The 26,118-nt window shown below is 64.8% G+C and carries 19 protein-coding genes; 7 read left to right on the forward strand and 12 right to left on the reverse strand.

The window, feature by feature from the left end:
- Window positions 1–114: 114 nt before the first annotated feature.
- Window positions 115–663, reverse strand: coding sequence for a cupin domain-containing protein (locus tag V7E26_RS00105; protein WP_324412176.1), 549 nt, complete (start codon window positions 661–663; stop codon window positions 115–117).
- Window positions 664–817: 154 nt separating this feature from the next.
- On the opposite strand from V7E26_RS00105, the gene V7E26_RS00110 reads away from it, so the two are divergent.
- Both V7E26_RS00110 and V7E26_RS00115 read left to right on the forward strand, forming a co-directional pair.
- Complete coding sequence (locus V7E26_RS00110) at window positions 818–2,146, forward strand: aspartate aminotransferase family protein (protein ID WP_324412178.1); 1,329 nt, start codon at window positions 818–820, stop codon at window positions 2,144–2,146.
- Between the two features lie 59 nt (window positions 2,147–2,205).
- A complete protein-coding gene (locus V7E26_RS00115) occupies window positions 2,206–3,471 on the forward strand; it encodes a D-amino acid dehydrogenase (RefSeq protein WP_324412179.1) in 1,266 nt (421 codons plus the stop codon).
- A 108-nt stretch (window positions 3,472–3,579) separates the two neighbouring features.
- Here the strand turns inward: V7E26_RS00115 and V7E26_RS00120 are convergent, their stop codons facing one another.
- The 4 genes from V7E26_RS00120 to V7E26_RS00135 all read right to left on the reverse strand — a co-directional run bounded on the left by V7E26_RS00120 (window position 3,580) and on the right by V7E26_RS00135 (window position 10,377).
- Window positions 3,580–4,737: a sugar ABC transporter substrate-binding protein gene (locus V7E26_RS00120; RefSeq protein ID WP_324412181.1), complete on the reverse strand. Its 1,158-nt coding sequence runs from the start codon at window positions 4,735–4,737 to the stop codon at window positions 3,580–3,582.
- 64 nt (window positions 4,738–4,801) lie between these two features.
- Window positions 4,802–6,295, reverse strand: a complete 1,494-nt coding sequence (locus tag V7E26_RS00125; protein ID WP_324412183.1) for a sensor histidine kinase — start codon at window positions 6,293–6,295, stop codon at window positions 4,802–4,804.
- A gap of 109 nt (window positions 6,296–6,404) precedes the next feature.
- Window positions 6,405–8,702 carry a molybdopterin guanine dinucleotide-containing S/N-oxide reductase gene (locus tag V7E26_RS00130; protein ID WP_324412185.1) on the reverse strand — a complete coding sequence of 766 codons (2,298 nt, stop codon included), beginning with the start codon at window positions 8,700–8,702 and terminating at the stop codon, window positions 6,405–6,407.
- Window positions 8,703–8,784: 82 nt separating this feature from the next.
- Window positions 8,785–10,377: a gamma-glutamyltransferase gene (locus V7E26_RS00135; RefSeq protein WP_324412187.1), complete on the reverse strand. Its 1,593-nt coding sequence runs from the start codon at window positions 10,375–10,377 to the stop codon at window positions 8,785–8,787.
- A gap of 303 nt (window positions 10,378–10,680) precedes the next feature.
- Here V7E26_RS00135 and V7E26_RS00140 point away from each other — a divergent pair, with 303 nt between their 5' ends.
- From V7E26_RS00140 to V7E26_RS00155, 4 genes are all read left to right on the forward strand, one after another.
- Window positions 10,681–11,406 (forward strand): Crp/Fnr family transcriptional regulator, encoded by a 726-nt coding sequence (locus V7E26_RS00140; RefSeq protein WP_324412189.1) that lies wholly within the window; start codon window positions 10,681–10,683, stop codon window positions 11,404–11,406.
- 179 nt (window positions 11,407–11,585) lie between these two features.
- Window positions 11,586–12,317, forward strand: coding sequence for a gamma-glutamylcyclotransferase (locus V7E26_RS00145; RefSeq protein WP_324412190.1), 732 nt, complete (start codon window positions 11,586–11,588; stop codon window positions 12,315–12,317).
- A gap of 893 nt (window positions 12,318–13,210) precedes the next feature.
- Window positions 13,211–14,884: a flavin-containing monooxygenase gene (locus V7E26_RS00150; RefSeq protein ID WP_324412192.1), complete on the forward strand. Its 1,674-nt coding sequence runs from the start codon at window positions 13,211–13,213 to the stop codon at window positions 14,882–14,884.
- A 72-nt stretch (window positions 14,885–14,956) separates the two neighbouring features.
- The gene (locus V7E26_RS00155) at window positions 14,957–15,298 is read left to right on the forward strand and encodes a YbaY family lipoprotein (protein ID WP_324412194.1); all 342 of its coding nucleotides are present in this window, start codon (window positions 14,957–14,959) and stop codon (window positions 15,296–15,298) included.
- On the opposite strand, the gene V7E26_RS00160 is transcribed toward V7E26_RS00155, so the two are convergent.
- The 6 genes from V7E26_RS00160 to V7E26_RS00185 form a co-directional block, all read right to left on the reverse strand.
- Window positions 15,285–16,418 carry a carboxypeptidase-like regulatory domain-containing protein gene (locus V7E26_RS00160; RefSeq protein WP_324412196.1) on the reverse strand — a complete coding sequence of 378 codons (1,134 nt, stop codon included), beginning with the start codon at window positions 16,416–16,418 and terminating at the stop codon, window positions 15,285–15,287. The genes V7E26_RS00155 and V7E26_RS00160 overlap by 14 nt on opposite strands.
- Before the next feature lie 21 nt (window positions 16,419–16,439).
- Window positions 16,440–17,609, reverse strand: a complete 1,170-nt coding sequence (locus V7E26_RS00165; RefSeq protein ID WP_324412198.1) for a caspase family protein — start codon at window positions 17,607–17,609, stop codon at window positions 16,440–16,442.
- A gap of 12 nt (window positions 17,610–17,621) precedes the next feature.
- Window positions 17,622–18,410: a Dot/Icm T4SS effector Zinc-dependent metalloprotease LegP gene (gene legP / locus V7E26_RS00170; protein ID WP_324412200.1), complete on the reverse strand. Its 789-nt coding sequence runs from the start codon at window positions 18,408–18,410 to the stop codon at window positions 17,622–17,624.
- Between the two features lie 105 nt (window positions 18,411–18,515).
- Window positions 18,516–20,114, reverse strand: coding sequence for a phospholipase D-like domain-containing protein (locus V7E26_RS00175; protein ID WP_324412202.1), 1,599 nt, complete (start codon window positions 20,112–20,114; stop codon window positions 18,516–18,518).
- Window positions 20,115–20,317: 203 nt separating this feature from the next.
- Complete coding sequence (locus tag V7E26_RS00180; RefSeq protein WP_324412204.1) at window positions 20,318–21,169, reverse strand: phytanoyl-CoA dioxygenase family protein; 852 nt, start codon at window positions 21,167–21,169, stop codon at window positions 20,318–20,320.
- Window positions 21,170–21,235: 66 nt separating this feature from the next.
- Window positions 21,236–23,911, reverse strand: coding sequence for a flavin-containing monooxygenase (locus V7E26_RS00185; protein ID WP_324412206.1), 2,676 nt, complete (start codon window positions 23,909–23,911; stop codon window positions 21,236–21,238).
- Window positions 23,912–24,249: 338 nt separating this feature from the next.
- Here V7E26_RS00185 and tenA point away from each other — a divergent pair, with 338 nt between their 5' ends.
- Window positions 24,250–24,918 (forward strand): thiaminase II, encoded by a 669-nt coding sequence (gene tenA, locus V7E26_RS00190; RefSeq protein WP_324412208.1) that lies wholly within the window; start codon window positions 24,250–24,252, stop codon window positions 24,916–24,918.
- Window positions 24,919–24,927: 9 nt separating this feature from the next.
- On the opposite strand, the gene V7E26_RS00195 is transcribed toward tenA, so the two are convergent.
- Window positions 24,928–26,118 carry an ABC transporter permease gene (locus V7E26_RS00195; protein ID WP_324412211.1) on the reverse strand — a complete coding sequence of 397 codons (1,191 nt, stop codon included), beginning with the start codon at window positions 26,116–26,118 and terminating at the stop codon, window positions 24,928–24,930.

Below are 26,118 nucleotides of genomic sequence, written 5' to 3' on the forward strand. Positions count from 1 at the left end.
TCTTTCGTCGGATCACGGAAACTATTCAGCTTTTTTGCACCCCGTGCAAGCGCAGCGCCCGGTTCGCGCTGTCACGGCGTTATGGCAAATTCAAATAACGGGCGTTTCCGCCGCTCAGAACGTCGGCGGCGTGCAGGCGGAGATCACTTCGCAGGGTTTGGCGCCGACGCAACGGAAGCGGTGCGGCCTTCGGCTTTCGAAGTAATAGGCGTCGCCGGGGTCGAGAATGCGGCGCTCGTCGTCGACGGTGACCTCGAGCCGGCCGCTGACCACGATGCCGCCTTCCTCGCCGTCATGGGTCAGCGGCACGCGGCCGGTGTCGCTGCCGGGCTCGTAGCGCTCTTTCAGGATCTGCAACGCGCGGCCGAACATGGTGTCGCCGACCTGGCGATAGGAGATCGGCTGCTTGCCGATTTCGGTCAGTTCGTCCGAACGGTAGAACGCCTTGCGTGGCCGCTCCGGCTCGATCGCGAAGAATTCGGCGAGCCCCATCGGCAGGCCGTCGAGGATGCGCTTGAGCGCGCCGACCGACGGGTTCATCTGGTTGGATTCGATCAGCGAGATCGTCGAATTGGTGACGCCGGAACGCTTGGCCAGCTCGCGCTGCGACAGCTTGTGCCGGGCGCGGATGAATCGGAGTCGCCCACCGATATCGACGCTCATGGGAAAACCCTGTTGCAGGTGTTTCGGATCGACCAAATATGCCCCAGTGGCATCAGTAAAATCAATGGGTTACAGAAGCGAAGAAAAGGACTTGTTATGGAGTCCCGAGCGTGGCCCGCTGGCAGCTTGAGCTGCCAGCAAAGGAGCTAAGCCCGTGACCGTTCATCAAAAGCCGAACACCCTGCAGACCGACTCGTTCTGGATGCCCTTCACGGCCAACCGGCAGTTCAAGAAGGCGCCGCGCCTGTTCGCCTCCGCCGAGGGCATGCACTACACCACGGTCGACGGCCGCAAGGTGATCGACGGCTCCGCCGGCCTGTGGTGCGTCAATGCCGGCCATGGCCGCCGCCCGATCGCCACGGCTGTCGAGCGCAGCCTGACCAACCTCGACTTTGCGCCGTCGTTCAACATGGGCCATCCGATGGCGTTCGATTTTGCCGAGCGGCTCGCCGAGATCGCGCCGAAGGGGCTCGATCGCATCTTCTTCACCAACTCGGGCTCTGAATCGGTCGACACCGCGCTGAAGATCGCGCTGGCCTATCAGCGCGCCATCGGGCAGGGCACGCGGACGCGGCTGATCGGCCGCGAGCGCGGCTATCACGGTGTCGGCTTCGGCGGCATGTCGGTCGGCGGCATGGTGGCGAACCGCCGCGCATTTGCGACCCATCTGCCCGGCGTCGACCACATCCGCCACACCCATGACCTCACTCGCAATGCGTTCGCCAGGGACGAGCCGGAGCATGGCGCCGATCTCGCCGACGATCTCGAGCGGATGGTGGCGCTGCATGGCGCCGACACCATCGCCGCCGTCATCGTCGAGCCGGTGCCGGGCTCGACCGCGGTGCTGCCGCCGCCGAAGGGCTATCTGAAGCGCCTGCGCGAGATCGCCGACAAGCACGGCATCCTCCTGATCTTCGACGAAGTCATCACCGGCTTTGGCCGTCTCGGCACGCCGTTCGCCGCCGACTATTTCGGCGTCACGCCCGACATGATGACGACCGCCAAGGGCATCACCAACGGCACCGTGCCCTGCGGCGCGGTGTTCGCGAGCCGCAAGGTCCATGACGGGCTGATGACGGGGCCGGAAGGCACGATCGAGCTGTTCCACGGCTACACCTATTCGGCGCATCCGACCGCCTGCGCCGCAGGCCTTGCGACGCTCGACATCTACAAGGACGAGAAGCTCCTGACCCGCGGCGCGTCGATGGCCGAATACTGGCGCGACGGGCTGCATTCGCTGAAGGGCCTGCCGAACGTCGTCGATATCCGCAATATCGGCCTGATGGGCGCGGTGGAAGTCGCGCCGCGCAAGGAAGGCGTCGGCCTGCGCGGCTATGACGTGATGGTCGACTGCTTCAATCGCGGGCTTTACCTGCGCATGAGCGGCGACAGCTTTGCATTGTCGCCGCCCCTGATCGTCGAGAAGAGCCATATCGACGACATCGTCTCGATCCTCGGCGACGCGATCAAGCGCGTGGCCTGATCCTTGCTCGCAAAGACAGAAGCCGCGGCAAATTTGCCGCGGCGGATCTGTGAGGCATCGTGAAAGTCATCGTTCTCGGCAGTGGCGTGATCGGCGTCACCACGGCCTATTATCTGGCACGCGCCGGCCATGAAGTCGTCGTGGTCGACCGTCAGGCCGCGCCGGCGCAGGAAACCAGCTTTGCCAATGCAGGCGAGGTCTCGCCCGGCTATTCCTCGCCCTGGGCGGGGCCGGGCGTGCCGGTCAAGGCGATCAAATGGCTATTGATGCGGCATGGCCCGCTGGTGATCTGGCCGAAGCTCGATCCCGTGATGTGGCTGTGGATGCTCAAGATGCTGCGCAACTGCACGGCCGAGCGCTACGCCGTCAACAAGAGCAGGATGATCCCGATCGCCGAATACAGTCGCGACTGCCTGCGCGCGCTGCGCGCCGAGATCGGCATCACATATGACGAGCGCAGCCGCGGCACGCTGCAGCTCTTCCGCAAGCAGAAGCAGCTCGATTCCACCGGCGGCGATATCGCCGTGCTCAAGCAGTATGGCGTGCCCTATGAGGTGCTGGATCGCAACGGCTGCGTCGGCGCCGAGCCGGCACTGGCGGCGGTGAAGGAAAAATTCGTCGGGGGCTTGCGGCTGCCGCAGGACGAGACCGGCGACTGCCACATGTTTACGCAGGCACTCGCCGAGGAAGCCGCCAGGCTCGGCGTGCAGTTCAATTTCAACACCACGATCGAGCGGCTGGTCGCGGATGGCGACAGGGTATCAGGCGTCGTCACCAGCGCCGGGCTGTTCCAGGGCGACGCCTATGTCGCGGCGCTCGGAAGCTGGTCGCCGCGATGGCTCAAGCCGATTGGCGTTCGCGTGCCGGTCTATCCGGTAAAAGGCTATTCGATCACGGTGCCGGTGGTCGATGCAGACGCCGCGCCGGTCTCGACCGTGATGGACGAGAGCTACAAGGTCGCGATCACGCGGCTCGGCGATCGCATCCGCGTCGGCGGCACCGCGGAGATCTCGGGCTATTCGAACACGCTCGACGCGGCGCGGCGCGCGACGCTGGATCATTCGCTGTCCGACATGTTTCCGCGCGGCGGCGACCTGGGCAAAGCCAGCTTCTGGTGCGGCCTGCGCCCGATGACGCCGGACGGCCCGCCGATCATCGGCGCGACGCGCTTTGGCAACCTGCATCTCAACACCGGCCACGGCACGCTCGGCTGGACCATGGCCTGCGGCTCGGGACGGGTGCTGGCGGACCTGATCTCGGGGCGGAAGCCTGACATCGATGTGAGCGAGCTTACGGTGAGCCGCTACGATCACAGGTTCGGGTGAGTGCACGACTCGCGCCCGTCATTGCGAGCGAAGCGAAGCAATCCATCTGTCCCCGAGTCGAGACGTGGATTGCTTCGCTGCGCTCGCAATGACGGCTAGACGGGAGCGTTACTTGCGCTCCGACGACCAGGGAAAATTCACGTACTGATCGCGGCTGTCGTAGCAGGTGTTGCCGTACATCTTCAGATAGGCCGCGCGCCGCGCCGGATCGGCGTAGACGCGTCCGGGATTGGCCAGATCAGACTCGTACTGCGCGATGTTGGCCGCCGTAAGCGGGCTCGGCAGGATATCCATCGCCTGCGGGATGCTCTTGCCTTCAAGCCAGTCCGCGGCGTGCTGGCCCATGGCGTAGCCAAAGACTGGTGATGCCAGGCTGATGCTGATGCGGTAGGGCGAATTGCCGTTCTTGATTTCCGACACCGCTTCCGGTTCGCCGTCGATGCCGCCGAGAAACTGGTTTGCGCGCGTCTTGCCCGCGGCGCGCAGCGCGGCCAGCGCGCCGAGCACCACATTGTCTGCACCGAGCACGACGTCGACGTCCGGATTGGCGAGCAGGATGGTCCGCATCGTCGCGAAGCCGCCGTCCTTGCTGACCGGATTGGGCGAGATATCGGCAACGATGCTGGCGCCGGGAATATCGCGCAAGGAGTCGCGCAAGGCGACGAAGCGCGGCGCGAGGAATTCCAGGCTGTCCTGGGTCAGCAGCACCACTTTTGCCTTGCCGCCGAGCGTCCCCTTGATGTGGGCGCTCGCCGCATCTCCCAGCACCTTTCCGGTGAGGTATTGCGGGGCGTTCAAAAGCGACGTCGCGGGCGGGGCGACGACGGTGCCGACATAGCCGCCGGACCAGATGACCTCCCGCAGGCGCGGGCCAAGCGAGGTCGAGTCGACAGCCGATGCCACCACGCCGCCGACCCTGGACGCCACCAGCGACCGCACCTGCTCGGCCTGTTTGGCCGCGTCGCTATCAGCGATCAGCAGGCGATATTGCAGGCCGCGATCCTTTGCCGCTGCCGCCAGCCCCTGATCGACCCCCTGCATGAATTCGCGCCGCGTGTCCTGCGCGAACGCCAGCATCTTGCTGAGGCCCTCGGGCGGCCGGCAGGCGGGGGATGCGGGATCGAACGGCGGCAAGGTCCGGGGCATGGTGATGCCGGGTGGCCCGTTCTGTGCCGCTGACGGCACCGACGTGGCGATCAACCCCAGCGCGCACACGATCCATGCCGGCGGCGCGGCACGGCGTTTCGTTGTGTTACCCGGTAACATTGTCGTCCCCCACGGCCTGAACCCCAGACATGGCCGATCGACTTCTGTTAGCAGGCTTTTCGCCTCAGGCAACATTCCCCGTTGGTTGCAACCTTCGCGGCATGGTGAGGCGAAAGCTGGTGCCGCGGCCGATCTCGGATGTCAGGCCGATGTCGCCACCGAGGTTGCGGAGCGCGGCCATGACGTAGGCAAGGCCGATGCCGTCGCCCGGCTGGTCCTGCGTGCCCGAGCGCTTGAACAGATCGAAGACGCGCGCCTGATCGCGCTCCGCGATGCCGCGGCCGTTGTCGGCGATCTCGATCTCGACGCGGTCGTCGGCGATCGGCCGCGCCCGTACATCGATGTGCAGCGGGCGATCCTTGGCGCGATATTTGACGGCGTTGTCGAGCAGGTTTCCGATGATCAGATCCAGCGAGAAGCGATCGCTCTGGATCACGGGGACATCCAGTTGCATGTCGATCTTTCCACCGGCTTCGGACAATTGATGCTGGATCGCAGCCGCGCCGCCGGAGACCACCTCCCGGAGATCGATCCGTTCGACCTTCAACGGCCGCCGTCCCTCGCGCGCGAGCTTGAGAACCGCGCTGATGAGCCGCTCCATCTTGTCGGTCGAGGAGCGGATGAAGCCGATCGCCTCGGGTATCAGCTCGGTGGTGGCGGCGCGCGCTTCCTTCAGCACCGGGTCGTCGGCCCCGCCGGCATCGGAAAGTTCGACCAGCGCGCTCAGGCTCGTCATGCTGTCCTGCAGTTCGCCGGTGAAGCCGACGATACTGACCAGCGGCGCGCGCAGGTCGTGCGAGATGATATGGACGAAGCGCTGGATCTCGTCATTGGCGCGCGCCAGATCGGCGGTCCGGGCCTCGACGCGCTGCTCCAGGCCGGTGTTCAGCATGTTGACTTCGGTTCGCGCGCGAAGCAGCTCGCGCGTGTAGCGCGCGACGGTGACCGCGGCGATGCCGATCACGATGACGATCACGATGCCGCCGATGATCGAAAGCAGCCGCAGCAGGATGGCATTGGCCTTCTGCTCGGCGACGCCGGTCGTCAACCGCTCATCGGTCGCGCTGATGATGCCGGCAAAGAACACATTGGCTTCGTCCATCAGCGCCTTGCCGCGATTGCTCCGCACCAGCGCCAGCGCGTCCGCATCGCGATAGTCGCGCTTCAACGCGATGGTCTGGTCCATCTCGGCAAACTTCTCGTTGATGACCGTAGTGAGGCGTTCAAGCGAGGCGTTGACGCCTTCGTAGGAGGCCAGCATTCGATTGACCGCCGCGAGCTGGCGCTCGGCCAGCGCCTTGGCCGGTCCGTAGGGAGCGAGATAGATCTCGTTGCCGGTGTACAGGAATCCACGCTGGCTGGATTCCGCGGTCTGAACCGCGTTGCGCAGGTCGACGGCGGCGCTGCGCGCATCGCGCGCGGCAATGACTTCGTTGAAATAGACCTGGGCGCGCTCACCCAGCCAGAACGTCATGCCGACGATGCCGAGCAGCGCCAAAAATCCGACAAGCAACAGGGCGGCAGTGGATTGAACAAAGTAGCGGCTGGAAATGGGCATGGCCTACGACTGCCCGAATTTCAAGGGACGCGCCAGCGGATTCGCGTGGTTCCGAGAGGCGCGGGAACGCGTCAGCGCGCGCTCCCCGAGGCCGATGATGACGATCGCGTTACCCTTGATCGGGTGGATCGAAGGCGCGGATGGGCGGCAGCGCGCCCTGATATTTCTCGCACTCGACCGCCGTCACCTGGCCGCAGCAGCCCTGCGCGAGCCGTGACGTGCCGATATCGCGGGTGAGCACGTTCGGATTGCCGTGGACGCAGAGCGGATCTGCCGCGGCGCCGGCTTGCGGATCGTACCAGGCGCCGGTCGACAGTTGCACCACACCCTGCATGACGTCGTGCGAGATGGTGGCCGCAGCGAGGCACGCGCCGCGATCGTTGAACAGGCGGACGATGTCGCGATCGGCGATGCCGCGCTGCGCCGCGTCGGCCGGATGGAGGCGAACCGCTTCGCGGCCGGCGATCTTCCTCGATTGGCTGTAGGCGCCGAAGTCGAGCTGGCTGTGCAGCCGCGTTACCGGCTGGTTGGCGATCAGCGTCAGCGGATGGCGCGCGTCGGCCGGCTCGGTTGACGGCAGCCAGGCCGGGTGGGACGGGCAGTCGTCATAGCCGAAGCCCGCGATGGTTTCCGAATGAATCTCGATCCTGCCGCTTGGCGTCGTCAGCCTGTTCTTGACGGGATCGTTGCGGAAGGCGCGCAGGAAGCCGCCGTCATCGGGAGCGGACGGCAGCGCGAGTTCGCCGCGACGCCAGAACGCGTCGAAGTCCGGCGCGTCCCAACCGGCGTCCGCGAGCGCGCGCCGCGTCGGCTCGTAGAGATGCGCCAGCCACTGCCGGCTGTTGCGTCCTTCCGTAAAAGCCTGCTCTACGCCGAGCCGCCGCGACAGCGCGGCAAAGATATCGAAATCGTCGCGCGCTTCGCCGATTGGCTCCACCGCCCTGCGCATCGCGACCAGCCTCGGATCGGTGGCGGCGGCGCCGATGTCGTCGCGCTCCAGCGTCATCGTCGCCGGCAGCACGATGTCGGCAAATTTCGCCATCGGCGTCCAGGCGCTCTCGTGCACGACAATGGTTTGCGGGACGTTGAAGGCGCGCCGCAACTGGTTGATGTCCTGGTGATGATGGAACGGGTTGCCACCCGCCCAATAGACCAGCTTGATATCAGGGTAGTGCATCGCGCGGCCGTTGTAGTCGAACCGCTGGCCCGGATGCAGCAGCATGTCGGCGACACGCGCGACCGGGATGAAGTCGGCGACGCCGTTCTTGCCCTGCGGCAGCGTCGGGATCGGAACCGCATTGGGCCGGCGCCCGGTATGGCCGAGGGCGCCGAGCGCGTAATTATATCCGCCGCCGGGCAGGCCGATCTGGCCGAGCATCGCGGCGAGCACCGCGCCCATCCACACCGGCTGCTCGCCATGTTGCGCGCGCTGCAGCGAATGCGAGACCGTGACCAAAGTGCGTCCGCGCGGCAGGCGGCGGGCAAGGTCGACGATCGCAGCGGCGGGAATGCCGGTGATATCGGCGGCCCATGCCGCATCCTTCGGCGTGTTGTCGTCGCGGCCGAGCAGATAGCGCTCGAAGGTGTCGAAGCCGGTGCAGTAGCGCGCGACGAAGCCGCTGTCCCAGAGATTTTCGACGCGGAGCGTGTGTGCCAGCGCCAGCATCAGCGCGACGTCGGCGCCGATGCGGATCGGCAGCCAGCGTCCGCCGGCCTCTTCCGGCATGTCGTCGCGTAGGGGCGCGATGTTGTAGAACACGGCGCCGCGGCGTGCGGCGCGCTGCATCGTGTCGCGCTCGATATGCAGGCTGACGCCGCCGCTCGCGACATCCGAGTTCTTCACCGCCATGCCGCCGAAGGCCAGCACGATGTCAGTGTGCTCGGCTATCGCATCCCAGGTCACGTTATGGCGCGAGACCGCCTCGTAGCCGCCCATGATGTGCGGCAGGATCACGGCCGAGGCGCCGGCGCTGTAGCTGTTGACCGAGCGCACATAGCCGCCGAACGCCATGTTCAGGAAGCGATGAACCTGGCTCTGCGCGTGGTGGAAACGTCCGGCGCTGGACCAGCCGTAGGAGCCGCCATAGACGGCGGCGGCGCCGTGTTCGGTTTTGACGCGCGACAATTCGCCCGCCAGCAGGTCGAGCACTTCGTCCCAGGGAACCGCGACGAACGTCTGGTCAAAGCTGCGCTCGGCGCGCGCGCCCCGGTCCAGCCAGGCCTTGCGCACCATCGGCCGCAGGATGCGCGCCTTGTGGCGCATCGCATTGGTGAAGTTCTGCAAGATCGATGATGGCGCGGGATCGCCCGCGTAGGGGACGATGTCGAGGGTGGCGCCGTTCCACCGCGCCGAGAACGCGCCCCAATGCGCGCTGTGCGGAACAAAATCCTCTCGGGCCTGATCCATGATTTGCTCCAGACGCGGGCTTATCCTGCCCGCGTGACGCAGTTTACCCAAAGCACGACCGCTTTCGCATCTTCCGCGGGATTCATCCCTCCGCCACAGCCTCGCTCCAGGCATGGAACGGTTCGCTGGCGCCGCTGTTGGTGTCGCCGTTGCGCATCACCATGCTGGGCACGGCGAACTTCATCGGCAGCGTCTGCACGCCCGCCTGCTCGTAGTCGAAGCGCGCGGCCAGGGCATCGTGCGTCGCTTTCGGAAAACGCTTGTCGCCGATCACGATGGCGCCTTCGCTGGCGTCGATGCGCGGCTGGTGGATCGTGGCGTCGAGGTCCATGCCGTAGTCCATCACGAAGGACAGAAGCTGGCTGACGGCGGGCAGGATGCGCCGGCCGCCGGACGCGCCGACCGCCACGCGGCGGCCGTCGGCAGCCTGCGCCAGCACCGGCGTGTAGTTGGTGAGGCAGCGCTTGCCCGGCGCCAGCGAGTTCGGCACACCGGGCGTCGGGTCGAACCACATGATGCCGTTGTTCATGGTGATGCCGGTCTTTTCGGCGACGAACTTCGAGCCGAAGGTCGAGAGCAGCGTCTGCGTCACCGCCGCCATGTTGCCGTGGCGATCGACCGCCGAGAAATGCGTGGTGCAGGCCGGCGCCAGCGCCTCGGCGCCGAGCGAACGCCTGCCGTCCTGGTCGCCCATGTCCTTCAGCCGTTCGCGATACGCGGCCTGCAGCGCCGATGCATAGGCGGCGTAGGCCGCCGCATCCGGTCCGCCGCGCGCGGGCGAAAGCTCCTTTTGCAGGATGCCGAGCGTGCGCGACAGCGTGGGGCCCGCGGTGAGTTCGGGCGTGGCAAACACCTTGCCGCCGCGATAGGGGATCGCCAGCGGCTCGCGCAGATGGGCGCGATATGGCTTGAGGTCTTCGACCGACAGCGCGCCGCCGGCTCCGCAAATATCGGCGACCAGGCTGTTTGCGATGTCGCCTTCGTAGAAATCGCGCGCGCCCGCGCTGGCAAGCTGCGCCATCGTCGCCTTGAGCCGGTCCTGCGGCAGCCGGATCATCGACCTGACGCCCCATTGCGGATTTGGCGGCAGGCCGTCCACCAGATAGGCGGCGGCGCTTGCGGGATAACGGCGAAGATCGGCAGCCCCGCTCGCGATCATCACCGTGGTCCACCAGTCCACCGCGAGACCTTCGCCCGCAAGCTTCACGCTCGGCGCCAGCAATTCCTTCCACGGCATTTTGGCGTGGCGGCGATGCGCCTCCTGCATGCCGGCGACCACGCCGGGCACCGCGATCGAGCCGGGGCCGTGAATGTTGCGGTCGTCCTTCACGCGCGGCCAGGGAAAGATGTCGGAGGCCGCGCCGCTGGCGGTCAGCGGATAGTCCGCCGGGTTCAGGCTCGCCGGCGAGCGCATGCCGTAATCGATCACCTCATGGCGGTCTTCGCGCGCGCGGTAGAGCACCATCGCGCCGCCGCCGCCGGGGCCGCTCATCCAGGGCTCCAGCACGCCGAGCGCAAACGTGGTCGCGATCACGGCATCGACGCAGTCGCCGCCCGCCGCCAGCACCTCTGCGCCGACCTCGGCGGCCTTGCGCGACTGCGCTGCAACGACGCCGCCTTTGGAACTCACGGCGGGTTTGCGGACTTGCTGGTTGTTGGAGAACTGGTCGCGCATCGGATTGCCCTTGTTATTGGTGCGGTGTTATTGGTGCGGTGACTTTGCCGGTCCGGCAGCACTCCGGTGAACCTGCTGCTTGCCGGCCGTTGCGACGAAGGATTGCCCTCCGCTCATAAGGGAAATCCCGTCATGCCGAAAGGGCGCCGCGCGCAGGGCCTTATTCGGAAGTCGTATGCGGCGGTTGGCCGATTTTTTGCCTTGCGCAAGCTTTGGCCAAGTCGCACTCTTTCCCAAATGGGAAGTTGCTCGGCGCGCAGCTCGCTGGACAACCGCGAGTTGCCGCGCGCAGAGGATTGAAAGATGCCTCAGGCTTCGAACTTCCTGCTTCGCCGCCTCGCACCGGCGAGCCTTGCGCGCGTCGCGCCTCATCTTTCGCTGGTTGATCTGGTCGCGGCGGAAGTGCTCGCCGAACCGCATCAGCGCATCGAGCGGGTATACTTCCCGCATTCGGGGATCATCTCCTGCATCGTCGAGCTCTCCGACGGCGCCGCCATCGAGACCGGCATGGTCGGCGATGACGGCGTCCTTGGCGCGAGCCAGGCGCTTGACGACAAGGTCTCGCTCAACCTCGTGACCGTGCAGATCGCCGGCAGGGCTTCGGTCATGCCGTCGGAGAAGTTGCGCCTGCTTGCGGCCGAACTGCCGGATTTCAAGGCGCTGCTGATCAGATACGAGCAGTTCTTCCTTGCCCAGGTGCAGCAGACCGCTGCCTGCAATGCGGTCCACGACATCGATGCACGCACGTGCAAATGGCTTTCGCGCATGCACGACCTCGCCGGTCCCGACCTTCTGCTGACGCAGGAGCTCTTCGCCCGGATGATGGGCGTCCGGCGCACCAGCGTGACGACGGTGGCCGGCGCGCTGCAGGCGGCCGGGTTGATTTCCTATAGCCGGGGACGGCTGCACATCATCGATATCGAGCAGATACGCAAGCGCGCCTGCGAATGCGACGACGCCGTTCGATCGCACTTTCGGCGGATGTTCGAGGAGCTGGAGACCGCTACGCACAAGGTTCGATGCGCATGAGGCCCGGCCGGCCGTAGTTCTTTCATCCAACGCCGCAAGCCGCGTGCGCTTGAGCGCCTCGAGAAAATTTGGGCACGTCATGAGATAATGACGTGCGAGCGCCGTGCTCCCCGGATTGGCGTGCAGTTCGGTCGATGGCACATTGGCCGGCAGGACCATCCGCACAGGAGGATGCAGGCTTGACCGCGGACGCATTCATTCATCTGCCGGACCTGCGGGCGCGCGTGACGCATCCGGAAAAATCGCTGCTGCGCCTGACCCCGGAAATGTTCTCGATGTGGGAGCAGCGCGCGCGGGCCGCGGGCTGGCCGGTGAACTGGCGGCTGTCGGACGATGAAATCGAAGCGTCGCGGCTGGCGCTGCTCGGCGAATATCCCGAAGGCCATGACCTCTGGATCTTCTGCTACGGCTCGCTGATGTGGGATCCCGGCTTTCATTTCGCCGAGGTGCGGCTCGCCGATGCCGAAAGCTATCAGCGCCGCTTCACGCTGAAGATCAATCTCGGCCGCGGCTCGCATGACTATCCGGCACTGATGCTGTCGCTGGAGCCGCAGCCGGGGCGCTGCCATGGCCTGGCATTTCGCATCGCGGCCGAAACCGTCCACGCCGAGACCGCGATCCTGTGGCGCCGCGAGATGATACGCGGCGGTTATGCTCCGGCGCTGGTGCCGATGACGACGCCGCAGGGCCCGATCACGGCGCTGGCCTTTGTCTCCAATCCGACGCATCCGAGCTATGTCGGCGAACTGCCGCTCGCCGAGACCGCGGCACTGATCGCGAGCGGCAAGGGCGTTCTCGGCACCAACCGGGAATATCTGGTGCAGTTGGCGATGCAGCTCCAGGCGCTTGATATCGAGGACCCGTATGTCGAAGAGCTGCTTGCGCAGGTAGGTGCGGGCTCGCACTCGTAGGGTGGGCAAGGGAGCGCAAGCGACGTGCACACCATCCAACAGCGGTCGCGCTGCTTGATGGTGGGCTACGGCAGCCGTGATGTGATTGCCCGACGGGCAACTCAGTTCTGATTTTCGGAAATCGTGTCAATCCCGAGAATCAAAAATATTCCGCTTCCGTTCTCCCCCAAATCACCGGCATAATTCCACTCGTCTCACCGCAGATGAGGGGCGTCGGCCACGTCACCAGCGCGCGGTGAGATGCGATGGACGCCGATGGCGCGATAGACGTTGCGCGCCGGAAGCGTACGGTGAAGTCGTGTGGTTCTGGCGCCGTGGTGCTGGCGTTAAGTCCGCGAGAAGCGAAAGCGTCCTGCGGGCGACGGAGGCAAAAGAGCCGTTCTCCGGGAAGAGCGCGAAGTAAGCCGTAAAGCCATTGCGCAGGGAAGGCCGGGATGCTCCCGCCGAACCTGTATGCTCGTGTGCATCTCTTGCTATGCGCAACAGCACACGAGACCGCGGGTGCGGCGCGCACCCGGTCTTCCCTGCGCCCTCAGATTGGAGAGGGCGACCAACGAGATACAAACCTCGGGCAAAACATGTCGCGAGATCGCAGCGTCATATTTAACTGTCATCGTCCGCCTTGTGCGCAATTGCGCACTGGGGCGGACGATCCAGCATTCCAGAGACCTCAATGATTGAACCGATATACCGCGGCGTACTGGTTCCCCCGCCTTCGCGCGCCTTCGCGGGGGATGACGGCGGAGTTAGAAAGGCCTTGGCGGGGATGACAGTCATGTTTTCCGCATCGCAGGCCGGCTTGCAGACGCAAGTGCAAGCCGGCGGGGAATTGCTATAGTGGTATCCGGCCGCGCGGAGATCGCAGGCGTCAACAACAAATGGGGAAGCCGCGCATGACCGGGGACATCAAGCCGCATTACGAGGTCGTCGTCATCGGCGCGGGCGTCTCGGGCATCTACCAGATCAAGCGGCTGGCCGATCTCGGGATCGATGCCCTCGTGCTGGACGCTGCGCCCGATCTCGGCGGCACCTGGTACTGGAACCGCTATCCCGGCGCGCGTTTCGATTCCGAGAGTTACACCTACGGCTATTCCTTCTCGAAGGAACTGCTCGAGGAGTGGCACTGGAAGGAACGGTTTTCGGCGCAGCCGGAGAACCTGCGCTACCTCAACTATGTCACCGACAAGTTCGACCTGCGCAAATACATGCGCTTCAACCGCAAGCTGGAGGCCGCAAGCTTCGACGAGGCCGCAGATCTGTGGCGCCTGACGCTCGACGACGGCCGTGAACTGAGCTGCCGCTTCCTCATTCTCGCGGTGGGCCTGTTGTCGACGCCGACACCGCCGCGGCTGCAGGGAATGGACACGTTCAAGGGCCGTTCGTTCCACACCTTCTACTGGCCGCACGAGGCGGTCGATCTCACCGGCAAGAAAGTCGGCATCATCGGCACCGGCGCCACCGCCATCCAGATCATCGGCGAGATCGCGGACAAGGTCGGCGAACTCACCGTGTTCCAGCGGCGGCCGAACTGGAGCGCGCCGCTCAACAACAGCAGGATCTCCGAACGGGAGATGGCCGATATTCGTTCGCGCTATGACGAGATCTTCGCGGCCTGCATGCGCTCGCCCGGCGGCTTCGAGCACGAGCCCGACAGGCGCGGTTTCTACGAGGTCACGCGCGAGGAACGGATCGCGCTGTGGGACAGGCTCTACGACGAGCCCGGCTTCGGCATCTGGCTGAGCAATTTCCGCGAGATATTTACCGACGAAGCGGCCAATGCCGAATTCTCCGCCTACATCGCCGACCGCATCCGGCAGCGCGTCAAGGATCCCGTGACCGCGGAAAAGCTGATCCCGAAAGACCATGGTTTCGGCGTGCAGCGGGTGCCGCTGGAGACGAATTATTTCGAGGCCTACAACCGCGACAATGTGCACCTCGTCGACATCAGCGAGACGCCGATCGAATGCGTTACCGTATCAGGCCTGCGCACCAGCGCGCGCGATTACGAGCTCGACATCATCATCTATTCCACCGGCTTCGATGCCATCACCGGCTCATTCGATGCGATCGATATCACCGGTGTCGGCGGGGTGAAGCTGGCGGACGAATGGCGCGACGGCCCCTCGACATTCCTCGGCATGATGGCGCATGGCTTTCCGAACCTGCTGATGCCGACCGGGCCGCAGAGCGGTTCGGCATCGACGAATTTTCCACGCGGCATCGAGAACGGCGTCGGCTGGTGCATGGGGCTGCTCGAGCACATCTGGCGCCGCGGCTGCACGCGCGCGGAGCCGACGCATGAGGCGCAGGCGCGCTGGACCGCGCATGTGACCAAGATGTACGCGATCATGCTGATGCGCAAAGCCAGGTCATGGTTCACCGGCTACAATTCCAACGTTCCCGGCCACGAATACGGCAAGCCGCGCTATCTCGTGTATAATGGCGGCACGCCGAAATATGTCGCCGCGATCACTGAAGTGGCGCAGAGTGGGTATGAGGGGATCGTGTTCGATGCGCAGGAAATGCCCTCGGTCGTGCATCGGCCGCAGGCATCGAGGGCAGGATAAATCATAGTAGAATTTCGCGCCGCAAGCGTGTGGCGCGAAATCCGGGTGTGCCGGCGCGATCGCGGGAACCCCATGCGCAAGGTCTCGATACGTGGATGGATCCAGCTCCCGTCGCCGCAACTATTCGACGGCGCGACCGCGGTCGTCGGGCTCGATGACGTGACCTTGATCGACGCGCGATCGGCGCGGATTGCCGAGACCGTCATCGATGGGATCAACGGGCAGCAGGAACGCATTCCCTTCAGCCTGGAAGCGCAGTGGGAGTTCCGGGCGCGCGACAGCTACGTGCTGGCGGCGGAAATCCGGCGGTCGGGCGGCGACCGTCTCGCCGTCGGCGACTTCGCGACCACGGTCGCCGTGCCCTGGACGGTCGACCGGACGGATGGCAATGCGGTTCCGGTTACTCGGGTTTGAGCGCGGGTACGTGTCGAAGCGCCGTCGTCGACGAGGTCATATCCAGCGCGATCACGAGGTCGCTGAATACTTGCGAGATTTTCTCGAGCCTCGCCGTGTCGGCCGTCGAGACCTGGAGGCTGGATTTGCCTTCGGGCGCCAGCCTTGCGTAGGTCTTGGCGCGATCGGCCAGATAGCTGACGCCGGACCGGAACAGCGGCGCCCCCGACTGCGGAACATCAAGCAATACCCTCAGTGCCTCCGGATGCCGGCCGCTGCGCGCCAGGTACTCGACGCGAACCGCCAGCGTGTCCGGAAGCCAGGGATGGGACGCAACCAGATGGCCGGTCCACTCGTCGAGGCCTTCAAGCTGGTTGGCGCGTATCAGCACGTAGGCGCCGAGCGTCGCGCGAAGCGGGGATGGCTTCTTCGTCGCGTAATAATCGGGCCGTGTGACCAGCGTGCTCGATATCGATCGTGCCTCGTTCGCCTTGCTGCTATCGGCGAAGTCGAGCAGCGAGTTCAGTTCGCCGTCGTGAAAATCGAACTTGAGGGCCAGCTTGTCGGTGTCGAGGTCCAGCGTCCATTCGACGGTCGTCGTACCGCCTTCGTCGACCGGGACCGCGAAATAATTGTATTGCTTCGATCGCTCGATTTCGATCCAGACCGCCTCGCGCGAAAACGGGACGTCCAGGTTCGACCGGGTCGTAGGTTCGCGCTTGAGCGGCCCTTTCGAGATGGTGCCGGGGACTTTGTCGGCCAGCCAGTTGCCGTGAAGGATCGCAAACGACTGCCTGAAAAAGACCTGCGTGACCGGACGCGAATATTTCCAGAACGAGTCCGCAAGCGTATTCGTGGTTTCAAGGGTCGCAGGGAAAGTGACATCCCGAAGCGGGATGTCGAGCTGCTTGTTGTCGCCGGGATTGACGGTCACGATGCCGTCGACCGTGGCCTGGTCGCCGTTCGGCAGCTGTGCGGTGACGTAGTAGCGGCCGGGCGGCACCTCCAGGGTATCGTCGCTGACCCCACGCGCCCTGAGGACAAGCTTTTCGTCACGGACCTCGACCGGCAGGGCTCCGCTCCACCTCTGGTTCGGCGGCGTATCGAGCTTGAAGGTGAGCGTTGCTTTGGGGTCAGCCATGACAACTTTCCTGAGTTGGCCTCAGATTGGCGGCTTGAGCAGCAGTGCCAGATTGTGAGTCCAGGGCATTTGCGGTGGCTTCATGAAGGTGCGCCGCGGCGAACAGAACGGATTCGATGTCAGTCGTCCCGAGTTGACCTCCACGCGATAGATCCCTGCCTTGACCGTGAGATCGAATTTGGTCTTGGCGCCGGGGTTGCATCCGGCGGGCGTGACATTGTTCTCATCGAGAACGCCGATGGTGCAGGGCAGGCCCAGATCATCTGGCTTGACCTCGACGGAGATGTCGATGTCCGGCGGGCCCGCAAGATAACGGATCACCGGCGAGCCAACGAAGCTGCCCACGGTCACGAGCGTGCCGAGCTTGTTCTTGGTGTAATAGAAATCCAGCGAATTCTTGATGGTCGTCGCCGTCACCGGCCACAGCCCGGTAACGTCGTCCGGCTCCTCGGCGCCGCGGATGAAGGCCAGCGACAGCGCCTCCGCGAAATGGCTCGGCTTGCGGCTGCGTCCGAGCGCGAACGCGCCGTCGACGGTAGAGTAGATCATCGGCGCCGCCCGCTTGTCCTTGCCGCTGAGCTCTATACCGAACACCGCTGGTACCGTGGGATTCAGAAAGGTTCTGAGCTTGGCGTTTCGGTCCATGCAGGCATCGATGAAGTAGAACTGGGTCAGCGCGATATTCGGGCGTGTATCTGTCGGTGCCATGCCGCTCCTTACATTGTGCATTTCGAAGCACTCGTTGAGCGGTGCGGCGCTGGTCAGGAAATCATCAAGCATGAGCACGGAATCTTCCGAGCCGCGCTGCGTTCCGTGACCTGCGAAGTAGAAGAACGTCATGTCATCCGGATTGTTCGAGGCGTCCTTGCGCCACTGGGACGCCATGGCGGAAAAATTGGCCCGGCTGGCCCGGGTTGGTGTTGTATTGGCCAGCCTGGGCTCGACCTGCACCTCGGCCGGCGACGGCGACAGCAACAGCCGAACGGTCTTCAGCGGCAACCGCAGGCCGACTGTCGTGAGGAATTCGAAGATCCTGAAGGCCGAAAGCGCGGGCGAGGAGAGCTTGGTGAGGTTCCATGTTTCGTCGGAGGACGGCTCGCCCGTGTCGGGAAGGTTGAGATAGTCGCTGACGCCGACGATCAGGGCGTGAACGCCGGCGCCCGGAACGCTTTTGTTGACGACCAGCGTCACCGTCCCATCTCCCTAGATCGTGATGAGCTTTTTCACCGACTTGATGTCGCCGTCGCTGAGCTTCTTGCGCTGCCCGATCTCGACACCCGCTTGCTTCGGAATGATGGTGTCCTCGCCGGTCGAACTGAACGCATCGCGCGGATAATGCATGATGGAGCCATAGTCGTAGGCGCCGAGGTCGACGCCGTCCTGGATGTGCTGGTCGAAATTGTGACGGGCGTTCTGGTCGACCAGATTGAGCTTGATGGTTACGAACTGATTGCGGTCCTTCCTGCTCTGCTCGTGCCAGAGCCCGACCGTGTGGCCGATTTCGTGAATGCAGTTTCCCGTGCTGCATGCGCCGCCCAGGATGACGTCCTGCCGCCCGCCGCGCCGGCCGACCGAGGACGCGCAGCCGTTGCCGGGACGAAACACGACGAAATCGCGATGGGCGGGGTCGGCCGCGTTCCGCTTCACGAATTTGATCGGCGTATTGTCCTGCCAGTGCTTGATCGCGTCGAGCACGCGCTGCTGGTTCGGCAGAGCGGGATCGATCTCGAAGGGAATGGTGTCGTTCTTCCAACGGAACTGGACGCCCTTGATTCCGGCGCCGAGGAGCTGGGTGCCGTCCTGCAGGGCGCCTGGGTTGTCCGCGACCAGTTTCTTGGTGTTCTGCGCCTCCTCCACGGTTCCAAGAATGATGCATCCCTCAAACACCGCAAGACCGTCGACCGCGGCGTAGGTGACTTCCTTCCACTCCGAACCGAGCGGCTTGATCCAGGTCGTATCCGTTGTATCGCTTTCCAGAAATCCATTGGCCATTGCATCCTCCCGTTGGGAAAAGGGGGTAAAGGCGGTCATTCGCCGAATGTGCTGGCGGTTGCAGCGTCAAACTCGTTCAAGCACCTCGCTTCGCTGGCGCGTTGCCTATCCGTAGTAATCGCGCCACGACATCCGAACCATGCCGGGCGGCGTCTCGTCGCCTTCGCGCGCGATCGTCACCGGCGGATCGTCCTCGATGAACGCGCTCGCGCGGTTCTCCCAGTCGAAGATGAAGGCGTTCTGGTAATAGGTCGCGATTTCCTTGTTGAAGATGATCAGCCCAGCGTCGCGATTTCGCAGCACGCCGTCGCCGGACCAGTTTGCGCTGCTGACCAGCACGGTTTCGCCGTCCACGACGATGCCCTTGTTGTGAATGCTGCTCTGGCTGCGGAATACGGTTTCCTTGAAGCCGGATTCCACGAGCTTCCTGATCTTGTCGGCCGCGCCGTTGCTTCCGACGATGATTCTCATGTCGAAGTTCGGCCGGTTGCTGAGCTCGGCGAGCTTTGCCAGCATCTCGGTAAATTTCTTGTCGACCTTCTTGTCGCTGAAGGTGATGTAGGCATACTGCAGGAAGATCGAGCGCCTGGCGGCGCCGATCAGTTCCATGATGCGGCCGATGTAATTGTCCGGCGTCAGGACCGGCGCGACCTCGAATTCGCCGGGCGTGGTCGGCAGGATCTCCGGGGCGATCGGTGTCGGCGTATCGGCGACGTCGTCGGCGTCGAACAATGCCTCGACCGGCACAAAGACATCAGGCAACCGCGGTACGGCCTCGGCATCCAGCACGACGCCACCATCGCCGGCTTCCGCCTCCTTCTCGGAGTCGTCGCGGTCGTGCTTGATGTAGCGCTCGAACATCTTGGCCAGTTTCTCGTCCTCGACGATGACGTGCCATTCGCGGTTGCCCTTGCTGTACATTCCCTTCGCCTCGGAAGGGGTGCCGATGGGGTCAATGTCAGGCTGGCTGCGCAGGCTCCAGTTGCCGCTGGACAGCCAGAATGCGCTGGAGTCCCGGACCGCGACTTTCTCATGATACGCGCTGGCGAAACGGTGCGACGATCCGCACCGCACGATAAAGCCGTCAAGATTGTCTTTCAGCGATTTCCTGAGCTTGGTGCGGATCTTGGTTTCCGGCGCGGTCATGCCGTCGTCCCAGGTCAGCACGACCTTGAGATCCTTGTCCTGCACGGTTTCGATGAAGCTCTTCGCGATATAGTCGGCGTTGAAGTCGTACATCGCGATCGAGAGCGTCTTTTCGGTCGCTTCGAGGAACGGCTTCAGCACCGGCCAGCCGGCGTCCGGACCGATGTGGCAGACAATGGGCTTCTTGATCTTGAACTTTGCATTGATCGGATTTCCGGTGAGCGGCTTGTAGGTGAGGCCGGAAGCCGAAGCCGACACGCTGTCGGCGATGGGCTGATCGCTCATCAGCGTCATGACTTGTCGCAGCGGATCGGCCTGCATCACGTTGACGCGATAAGGTCCGAGTTGGCGCGGCATGCGCTCCTCGGTCAGCACGCTGCCCGGCGGCTTCTTGTGAGCGACGTAGACGATGATCGCCGGCTCCTTGTGCACGGTGCCATCGATGATCGGAAACCCTGGTTCCGCGGAAACAAAGCCATCGACCGCGGTAAGTTGCGCCATGTTGGCGTCGATGACGGCCTGTACCTTGTCTTTGGTCTGCCGGTCGAGGAAGCGCATCGTTGGTCCCCCGCGTCAAATGAACTGGTGAAATGTCGCGCGTTGATGCAACTCCGGGCGACACGCAATAATGCGTCGCAACTTGCAGGCTCTTTGTTGCACCACTTTGCGGCAACGGCGGTTGGTTGTCAGTGAAGCACTTCACACATCATGATTGTGCCGTTCGACCGCAGGGCGGCAGCCGGCCTTTCCGTGGGCGGGCGTCACTGCGTTCGCAGCAGCCGTCGCGGATGCACGCCGTCGACATAGCCCATGAAGGGCGGATGGATCGAATAGCCGATCAGCTCGCGGGCGCGCTCCGGCAACTGGCCCGCCAGTTCGGCGGGAACGGCGAGCGCCATGTTTTCAAGCTGCCGGGCCCAGCCGACGCAATATTGCGGCGTGATGATCAGGCGCGGCCGCTCGGATAGGTTGGCGCCGCCGCGGTGCCACAGCGTCCCCTTGGTAATGGCGAGCGATCCGGACGGCATGACCAGCTTGACCGCGTCGGGCCGATCGCCTTGCTCGTGCTCGGCCTCGTTGGTGAAGTGAGCCGGCTTTATGGCGCCCTCGATATACTGCCCGTCCCACAAATGGCTTCCCGGAATGATTTCGGTGGCGCCGTTCTGCTCGGTGGTGTCGTCGATCGCCCAGAACGTGCTGACGCCGAGCGCCGGGCGCGGTCGCGGAATCTTGATGCCGGCGTCGTCGAAGTGCCAGGGCTGCACGGTTTCGCCGGGATGCAGGTTGATCGCGAGCATGGCGGACAACAGGCAGCTCTCGCCGAGTTCGCCTTCGACAAAGGCGAGGCTGAGCGGATGGATCGCGAGCTCGGCGAAAACCGGCGATTTCGCCAGCAGGGCGTACACGCGGTTCGTCCTGGTGCCTTCGAAATCGTTGCGGCCGAACAGATCGCGCGCCAGGTGCGGCGCCAGCGCGGTGCGGATTTCGGCGACGCGGTCGGGCGGAAGAACGCGTTCAAAGATCAGATAACCGCGCCGGTCGAATTCTTCCTTCCAGGAGGCGAACGACCGTTCCCTGAGCCAGGGTACTGCCTGCTCCGCCGTAGCCGCCATCCAGGCTCTCCTTCACAGGCTGGCGGCCGCCCGAGACAGGCCGGGCGGCCGTCATTCACGTGCGCGTCATCCCGCAGCCGCGTTCACCGCGATCGGCGAGACATCCTGCTCGCTCTCCAGCTTCTTCGGCAGTCCCGCAAAGCCGCGCAGCGCTTCCGCCATCCTGGCGCGTGCGCTTGCGCCGGTGACGACCACGTCCACCATCATCAGCGAGGTGTGGATGTGTCCGCGCGCCTTTAGCTGCTCGACCTGGCTGCCCGCCGCTGCGAGCCCTTCGGCATATTCGATGCCCTCGTCGCGCAACGGATCGAATTCGCAGGTGGCGACAAATGCCGGCGGCAGGCCCTTGAGATTGCCGCGCAGCGGCGCCACACGCGGATCGGTGCGGTCGGCGGGCGAGCAATAGATGTCCCAGAACCAGAACATCATGGATTGCGTCAGGAAATAGCCGACCGCGTTCTCGGCATAGGACGTACGGTCGAACCGGCTATCGGTCACCGGACAGATCAGCAACTGGCCCGCGATCTCCGGGCCGCCGCGGTCGCGTGCGAGCTGGCAGGTCACGGCGGCGATATTGCCGCCGGCGCTCCAGCCCGCGACCAGCACCGGCCCCGGCCTGCCGCCGAGTTCGGCGGCATGCTCGGCGATCCAGCGCGTGGCCGCATAGCCGTCCTCGGCCGCCGCCGGGAAGCGATGCTCGGGCGCATGGCGATAGCCGACGCTGACGACGATCATGCCGCTGCGGCGGCAGAGGTCGCGGCAGAACGGATCATCGGACTGCTCGTCGCCCAGCACCCAGCCGCCGCCATGGAAATAGACCACGATCGGATGCGGCCCCCGCGTTGCCGGCCGATAGAGGCGATAGGGCAGCAAGCCGTCGGCGCCCTGCAGCACGCCGTCCCCGACTTCGCCGACCGGCCGTCCGGCGGGACGGGCCTTGTTGAATTCGGTCAGGAAACCGCGCGCGCCCTGCGCGCCGAGCTGCTCGATCACGGGGAGATTCATCTCCGCCAGCATGCCGAGCACGAGCCGCACGTCCGGCTGCAGCCGCACGACCTCGCCGTCGTTGCATTGTTCGGCAACATCAGGTCCCGTCATCCGGAAGCCGAGCATGCCGCGGGCCACGATCTCGTTGCAGATGCTGCGATAGGGACCGACGCCGCCGCAATACGGCATCACGCCCTGCGCCTTGCCGGGGACGTTGGCGCCCGTGTACCAGGTGTTGGCCAGCCGATGCAGCGTCATCGTCGAACAGTCCGCCATGTGCTGCGTCCAGCCGGCCTGCGCCGTCTCGGTCGCATCGATGGTGGTGAAGCCGGCGTCGCGCATCGCGGCCAGCCGATCGACCACCCAGTCAACATGCTGCTCGATCGAGACCGCCATGTTCGACAGCACCGACGGGCTGCCCGGTCCCGTGATCAGGAACAGATTGGGGAAGCCGGCGACGGTGAGACCAAGATAGGTCTGCGGGCCGTTGGCCCAGAGGTCGGTCAGCGATTTGCCGCCACGGCCGGTGATCGGATGCACCGCGCGGATGGCGCCGGTCATGGCGTCGAAGCCGGTGGCGAACACGATCACGTCGACGTCGAACGAACGCTTGTCGGTCTTGATACCGGAAGCGGTGATCGCCGTGATCGGCTCCTGCCGCAGGTTGACCAGCGTGACGTTGGGGCGGTTATAGGTCGCGTAGTAGCTGGTATCGAGGCAGGGACGCTTGGCGCCGAACGGATGATCGTGCGGGGTGAGGGCTTCAGCGGTCTCCGGATCCTGGACGACTTCGCGGATCTTTTCGCGGATCAGATTGGCGACGTGCGCATTGCCGTCGACGTCGGTGCCCTGGTCGGCCCAGAGCTGGGTCAGGATGTGGACGAGATCGCCGGCGGCCCACGCCTGCTCGAACCGCTCGCGGCGCTCGGCGTCGCTCAGTTGCCAGCTCACCGCCATCTGTTGCGGGTAGGGGACGCCCACCAGCGACCAGCGCGCCTGCTCGCGATAAGCGGCGCGGTCACCCTCCAGCATCCCGAGGCGGTCCGCCGGCGCCGGGCCATTATGGGCGGGCAGGGCGAAATTCGGCGTGCGCTGGAACACCGTGAGATGCGCGGCCTGCTCGGCAATCAGCGGGATCGACTGGATGCCCGACGATCCCGTGCCGATGACGGCGACGCGCTTGCCGGCGAGCTTGACCTCGTCATGCGGCCAGCGCCCCGTGAAATAGACCTCGCCCTTGAAATCCTCGACGCCGTCGATCTCCGGCGGCTTTGGCGCGGAGAGGCAGCCGGTCGCCATGATGTAGGTGCGGGCGGAAACGCCGGCGCCATTGCTGGTCGAGAGCTGCCAACGTTGCGCGCTCTCATCCCAATTGGCCGATGTGACCTTGGTGCCGAAGCGGATGTCGCGGCGCAAATCGTAGCGGTCGGCGACGAAGCCGAGATAGCGCAGGATCTCCGGCTGGGTGGCGTATTTCTCCGACCATTTCCACGCATTTTCCAGCTCGGGATCGAAGGTGTAGCTGTAGTCGATGGTCTGGATGTCGCAGCGCGCACCGGGATAGCGGTTCCAGTACCAGGTGCCGCCGACATCGCCGGCTTCCTCGATCACGACAGTCGAGAAACCGGCCTTGCGCAAGCGATGCAGGAGATAGAGGCCGGCAAATCCGGCGCCGACCACCGCGACATCGACCTGTTGCGTCTTGCCGCTGTTGGTCGTTTCAGAAGAACGTGCTGCGACCGCTGCGTCCGGCATGCTATTCCTCCCGTGCTTTATATTTTGGGAGAGGCTACTGCCGCCTGTTCAGTTTGTCATCAGGGCAAATGCAATCATTGGATGTTTGCCGCAGACGCGCGCCGTCGCCGCGACGGATCAAGGATTTTCGAAAATTCTCCGTGCGAAGCAGCGGCTTATCCGCTACGCGCGCTTGCGCCGGTCGCCCGGGTGGACGCGCAAGAATGGAGCGATCTGATCCGCGCCACCGGCCTCAAGGGGAAATAGGCAGGTCGCGCCGCGAGGAACTATGGCCAAGCCCGCATCGGGCTACTATTGATGTAGCAGCATGAATATGACGGCGGACCTGGCGAGGGATCGTGAGTTTCTTCGAGCGTCTGAAAAAGCAAGCGTCCGCGGAGTGGCGGGCCTACATCGAACATCCCTTCACGGACGGGTTGGCGGATGGCTCGCTCCCTGAGGCGGCGTTTCGTCACTACCTCGTTCAGGACTACCTGTTCCTGATCGAGTTTGCCCGCGCTTACGCGCTCGCCGTCTACAAGTCGCCTTCGCTCGCCGACATGCGTGACGCGGCGGCAGGCCTCTCGGCGATCCTCGACGTCGAGATGAACCTGCATGTGAAGCTCTGCGCCGGCTGGGGCCTGTCGCCGGAAGATCTCGAACGAGCCCCTCCCGCGAGCGAGATGCTGGCCTATACGCGCTACGTGCTCGACGCCGGAATGCGCGGCGACCTGCTGGCGCTCAAGGTGGCGCTGGCGCCTTGCGTGATCGGTTACGCGGAGATCGCGACGCGGCTTGCCTCGAAGCCCGATGCGAGCGCGGCCACGAATCCCTATCGTGTCTGGATCGCCGAATATGCCGGCGCGCCGTATCAGGAGGTCGCGGCGAATGCCGGGGCGCAGCTGGATAGCCTCGCCGAACGCTACGTCACGCCGGCCCGCGAGGCCGAGTTGATCGCGATCTTCAAGGAAGCCACCCGGCTCGAGGCAGATTTCTGGGAAATGGGTCGGTGCGCGGGACTGACGTGAAGCAGAGCCTCAGTGCGGATACAGGCCTTCGACGATCGGCAACCGCGCCGCGCGCAGCGCCGGGAACAGCCCGCCGATCAGGCCGACGATCAGCGCCAGCGCGACACCCTCGGCGATCAGCCACGGACTGAGCTTGAAGTCGAACACCACCTGCGTGAAATTGCCGCCAAGCGTCGAGGCCGTGACGCCGTCGAATATCAGCCAGGTGGCGGCGGCGCCGAGCAGGCCGCCGATGACAGCGAGCGACAGCGATTCCGCGAGCGTTCCGACAAAGGCGGGGAAGCCGCCGAAGCCGATCGCGCGCAGTGTCGCGATTTCCGTGGCGCGCGATGCGACCGACGAATACATCGTGTTGAGCGCGCCGGCGACGGCGCCCAGCGCCATTGCGATCGCCAGCGGCCAGCCGAGCTTCTGGATCAGGTCGGAGGTCTGCGATGCCTGTTCGGCGAAGTAGGCGGCCTCCGACTTGACATCGAGCTTCAGCCGCGGGTCGGTGTCGCTGTAGCTCTTGAGTTCGTTCAGGGCGGCCGGCCCGGTGAGCCGGGCGCGCACGGTCTGGACGACGTTGTTACGGTTGAACAGGCTCTGCACCACGTTGAGGTCGGCCCAGATCTCGGATTCGAATACGCTGCCGCCGGCCTCGAACACGCCGACGACGTTCCAGCGCGTGGCGCCGAACGACACGGTCGAGCCGAGGTCGAGTCCCTCGAACTCGCGCAGCAGCGCCTTGCCGACCACCACCTCGTTGCTGCCGCGGTTGAACATGCGGCCGGCGGTGATGGTGACGCCCTTGCGCAACTCGGTACCCCGTTCGCCGATCCCGCGCAGCGGCAGGTTGGCCTTGGTCCCGGTCGAACGCTTGATGCCGTCGACCACGAGATAGAGTTCGGGCGAGATCAGCGGCTTGCCGTCGCTGCCGCGCGCAATCCCGGGGCCGTCCTCGATCAGCCGCACCTGGTCGCGGCTCACCGTGCTGTTGATCTCGGCCTGCGAGCCGGCACGCAGCACGATCGCAATGTCGTCGGCGCCGGAACCGGCGATGGTGCGCTGAAAACCGTTGGCCATCGCGAGGAAGGCGAGCAGCACGATCACGACCAGCGCGATCGCAACCACGGTCGAGAGCGAGAGCCAGCGCCGCTGCGCAATGCTCTTCAGATTGATCGCGGTGACGGCCACCACCTGAAGCCAGAGCGAACGCAT

It is taken from the genome of Bradyrhizobium sp. (assembly GCF_036735945.1).
In the GTDB taxonomy this organism is placed as follows: Bacteria; Pseudomonadota; Alphaproteobacteria; order Rhizobiales; family Xanthobacteraceae; genus Bradyrhizobium.

Coding starts and splice junctions, on each gene's coding strand:
- V7E26_RS00180 (WP_324412204.1), bottom strand. CDS start 21,169: ATGGCGGCTACGGCGGAGCAGGCAGTACCCTGGCTCAGGGAACGGTCG.
- V7E26_RS00155 (WP_324412194.1), top strand. CDS start 14,957: ATGCGCAAGGTCTCGATACGTGGATGGATCCAGCTCCCGTCGCCGCAA.
- V7E26_RS00150 (WP_324412192.1), top strand. CDS start 13,211: ATGACCGGGGACATCAAGCCGCATTACGAGGTCGTCGTCATCGGCGCG.
- V7E26_RS00195 (WP_324412211.1), bottom strand. CDS start 26,118: ATGCGTTCGCTCTGGCTTCAGGTGGTGGCCGTCACCGCGATCAATCTG.
- V7E26_RS00130 (WP_324412185.1), bottom strand. CDS start 8,702: ATGGATCAGGCCCGAGAGGATTTTGTTCCGCACAGCGCGCATTGGGGC.
- V7E26_RS00185 (WP_324412206.1), bottom strand. CDS start 23,911: ATGCCGGACGCAGCGGTCGCAGCACGTTCTTCTGAAACGACCAACAGC.
- V7E26_RS00175 (WP_324412202.1), bottom strand. CDS start 20,114: ATGCGCTTCCTCGACCGGCAGACCAAAGACAAGGTACAGGCCGTCATC.
- V7E26_RS00160 (WP_324412196.1), bottom strand. CDS start 16,418: ATGGCTGACCCCAAAGCAACGCTCACCTTCAAGCTCGATACGCCGCCG.
- V7E26_RS00120 (WP_324412181.1), bottom strand. CDS start 4,737: ATGTTACCGGGTAACACAACGAAACGCCGTGCCGCGCCGCCGGCATGG.
- V7E26_RS00140 (WP_324412189.1), top strand. CDS start 10,681: ATGCCTCAGGCTTCGAACTTCCTGCTTCGCCGCCTCGCACCGGCGAGC.
- V7E26_RS00135 (WP_324412187.1), bottom strand. CDS start 10,377: ATGCGCGACCAGTTCTCCAACAACCAGCAAGTCCGCAAACCCGCCGTG.
- V7E26_RS00125 (WP_324412183.1), bottom strand. CDS start 6,295: ATGCCCATTTCCAGCCGCTACTTTGTTCAATCCACTGCCGCCCTGTTG.
- legP (WP_324412200.1), bottom strand. CDS start 18,410: ATGGCCAATGGATTTCTGGAAAGCGATACAACGGATACGACCTGGATC.
- V7E26_RS00105 (WP_324412176.1), bottom strand. CDS start 663: ATGAGCGTCGATATCGGTGGGCGACTCCGATTCATCCGCGCCCGGCAC.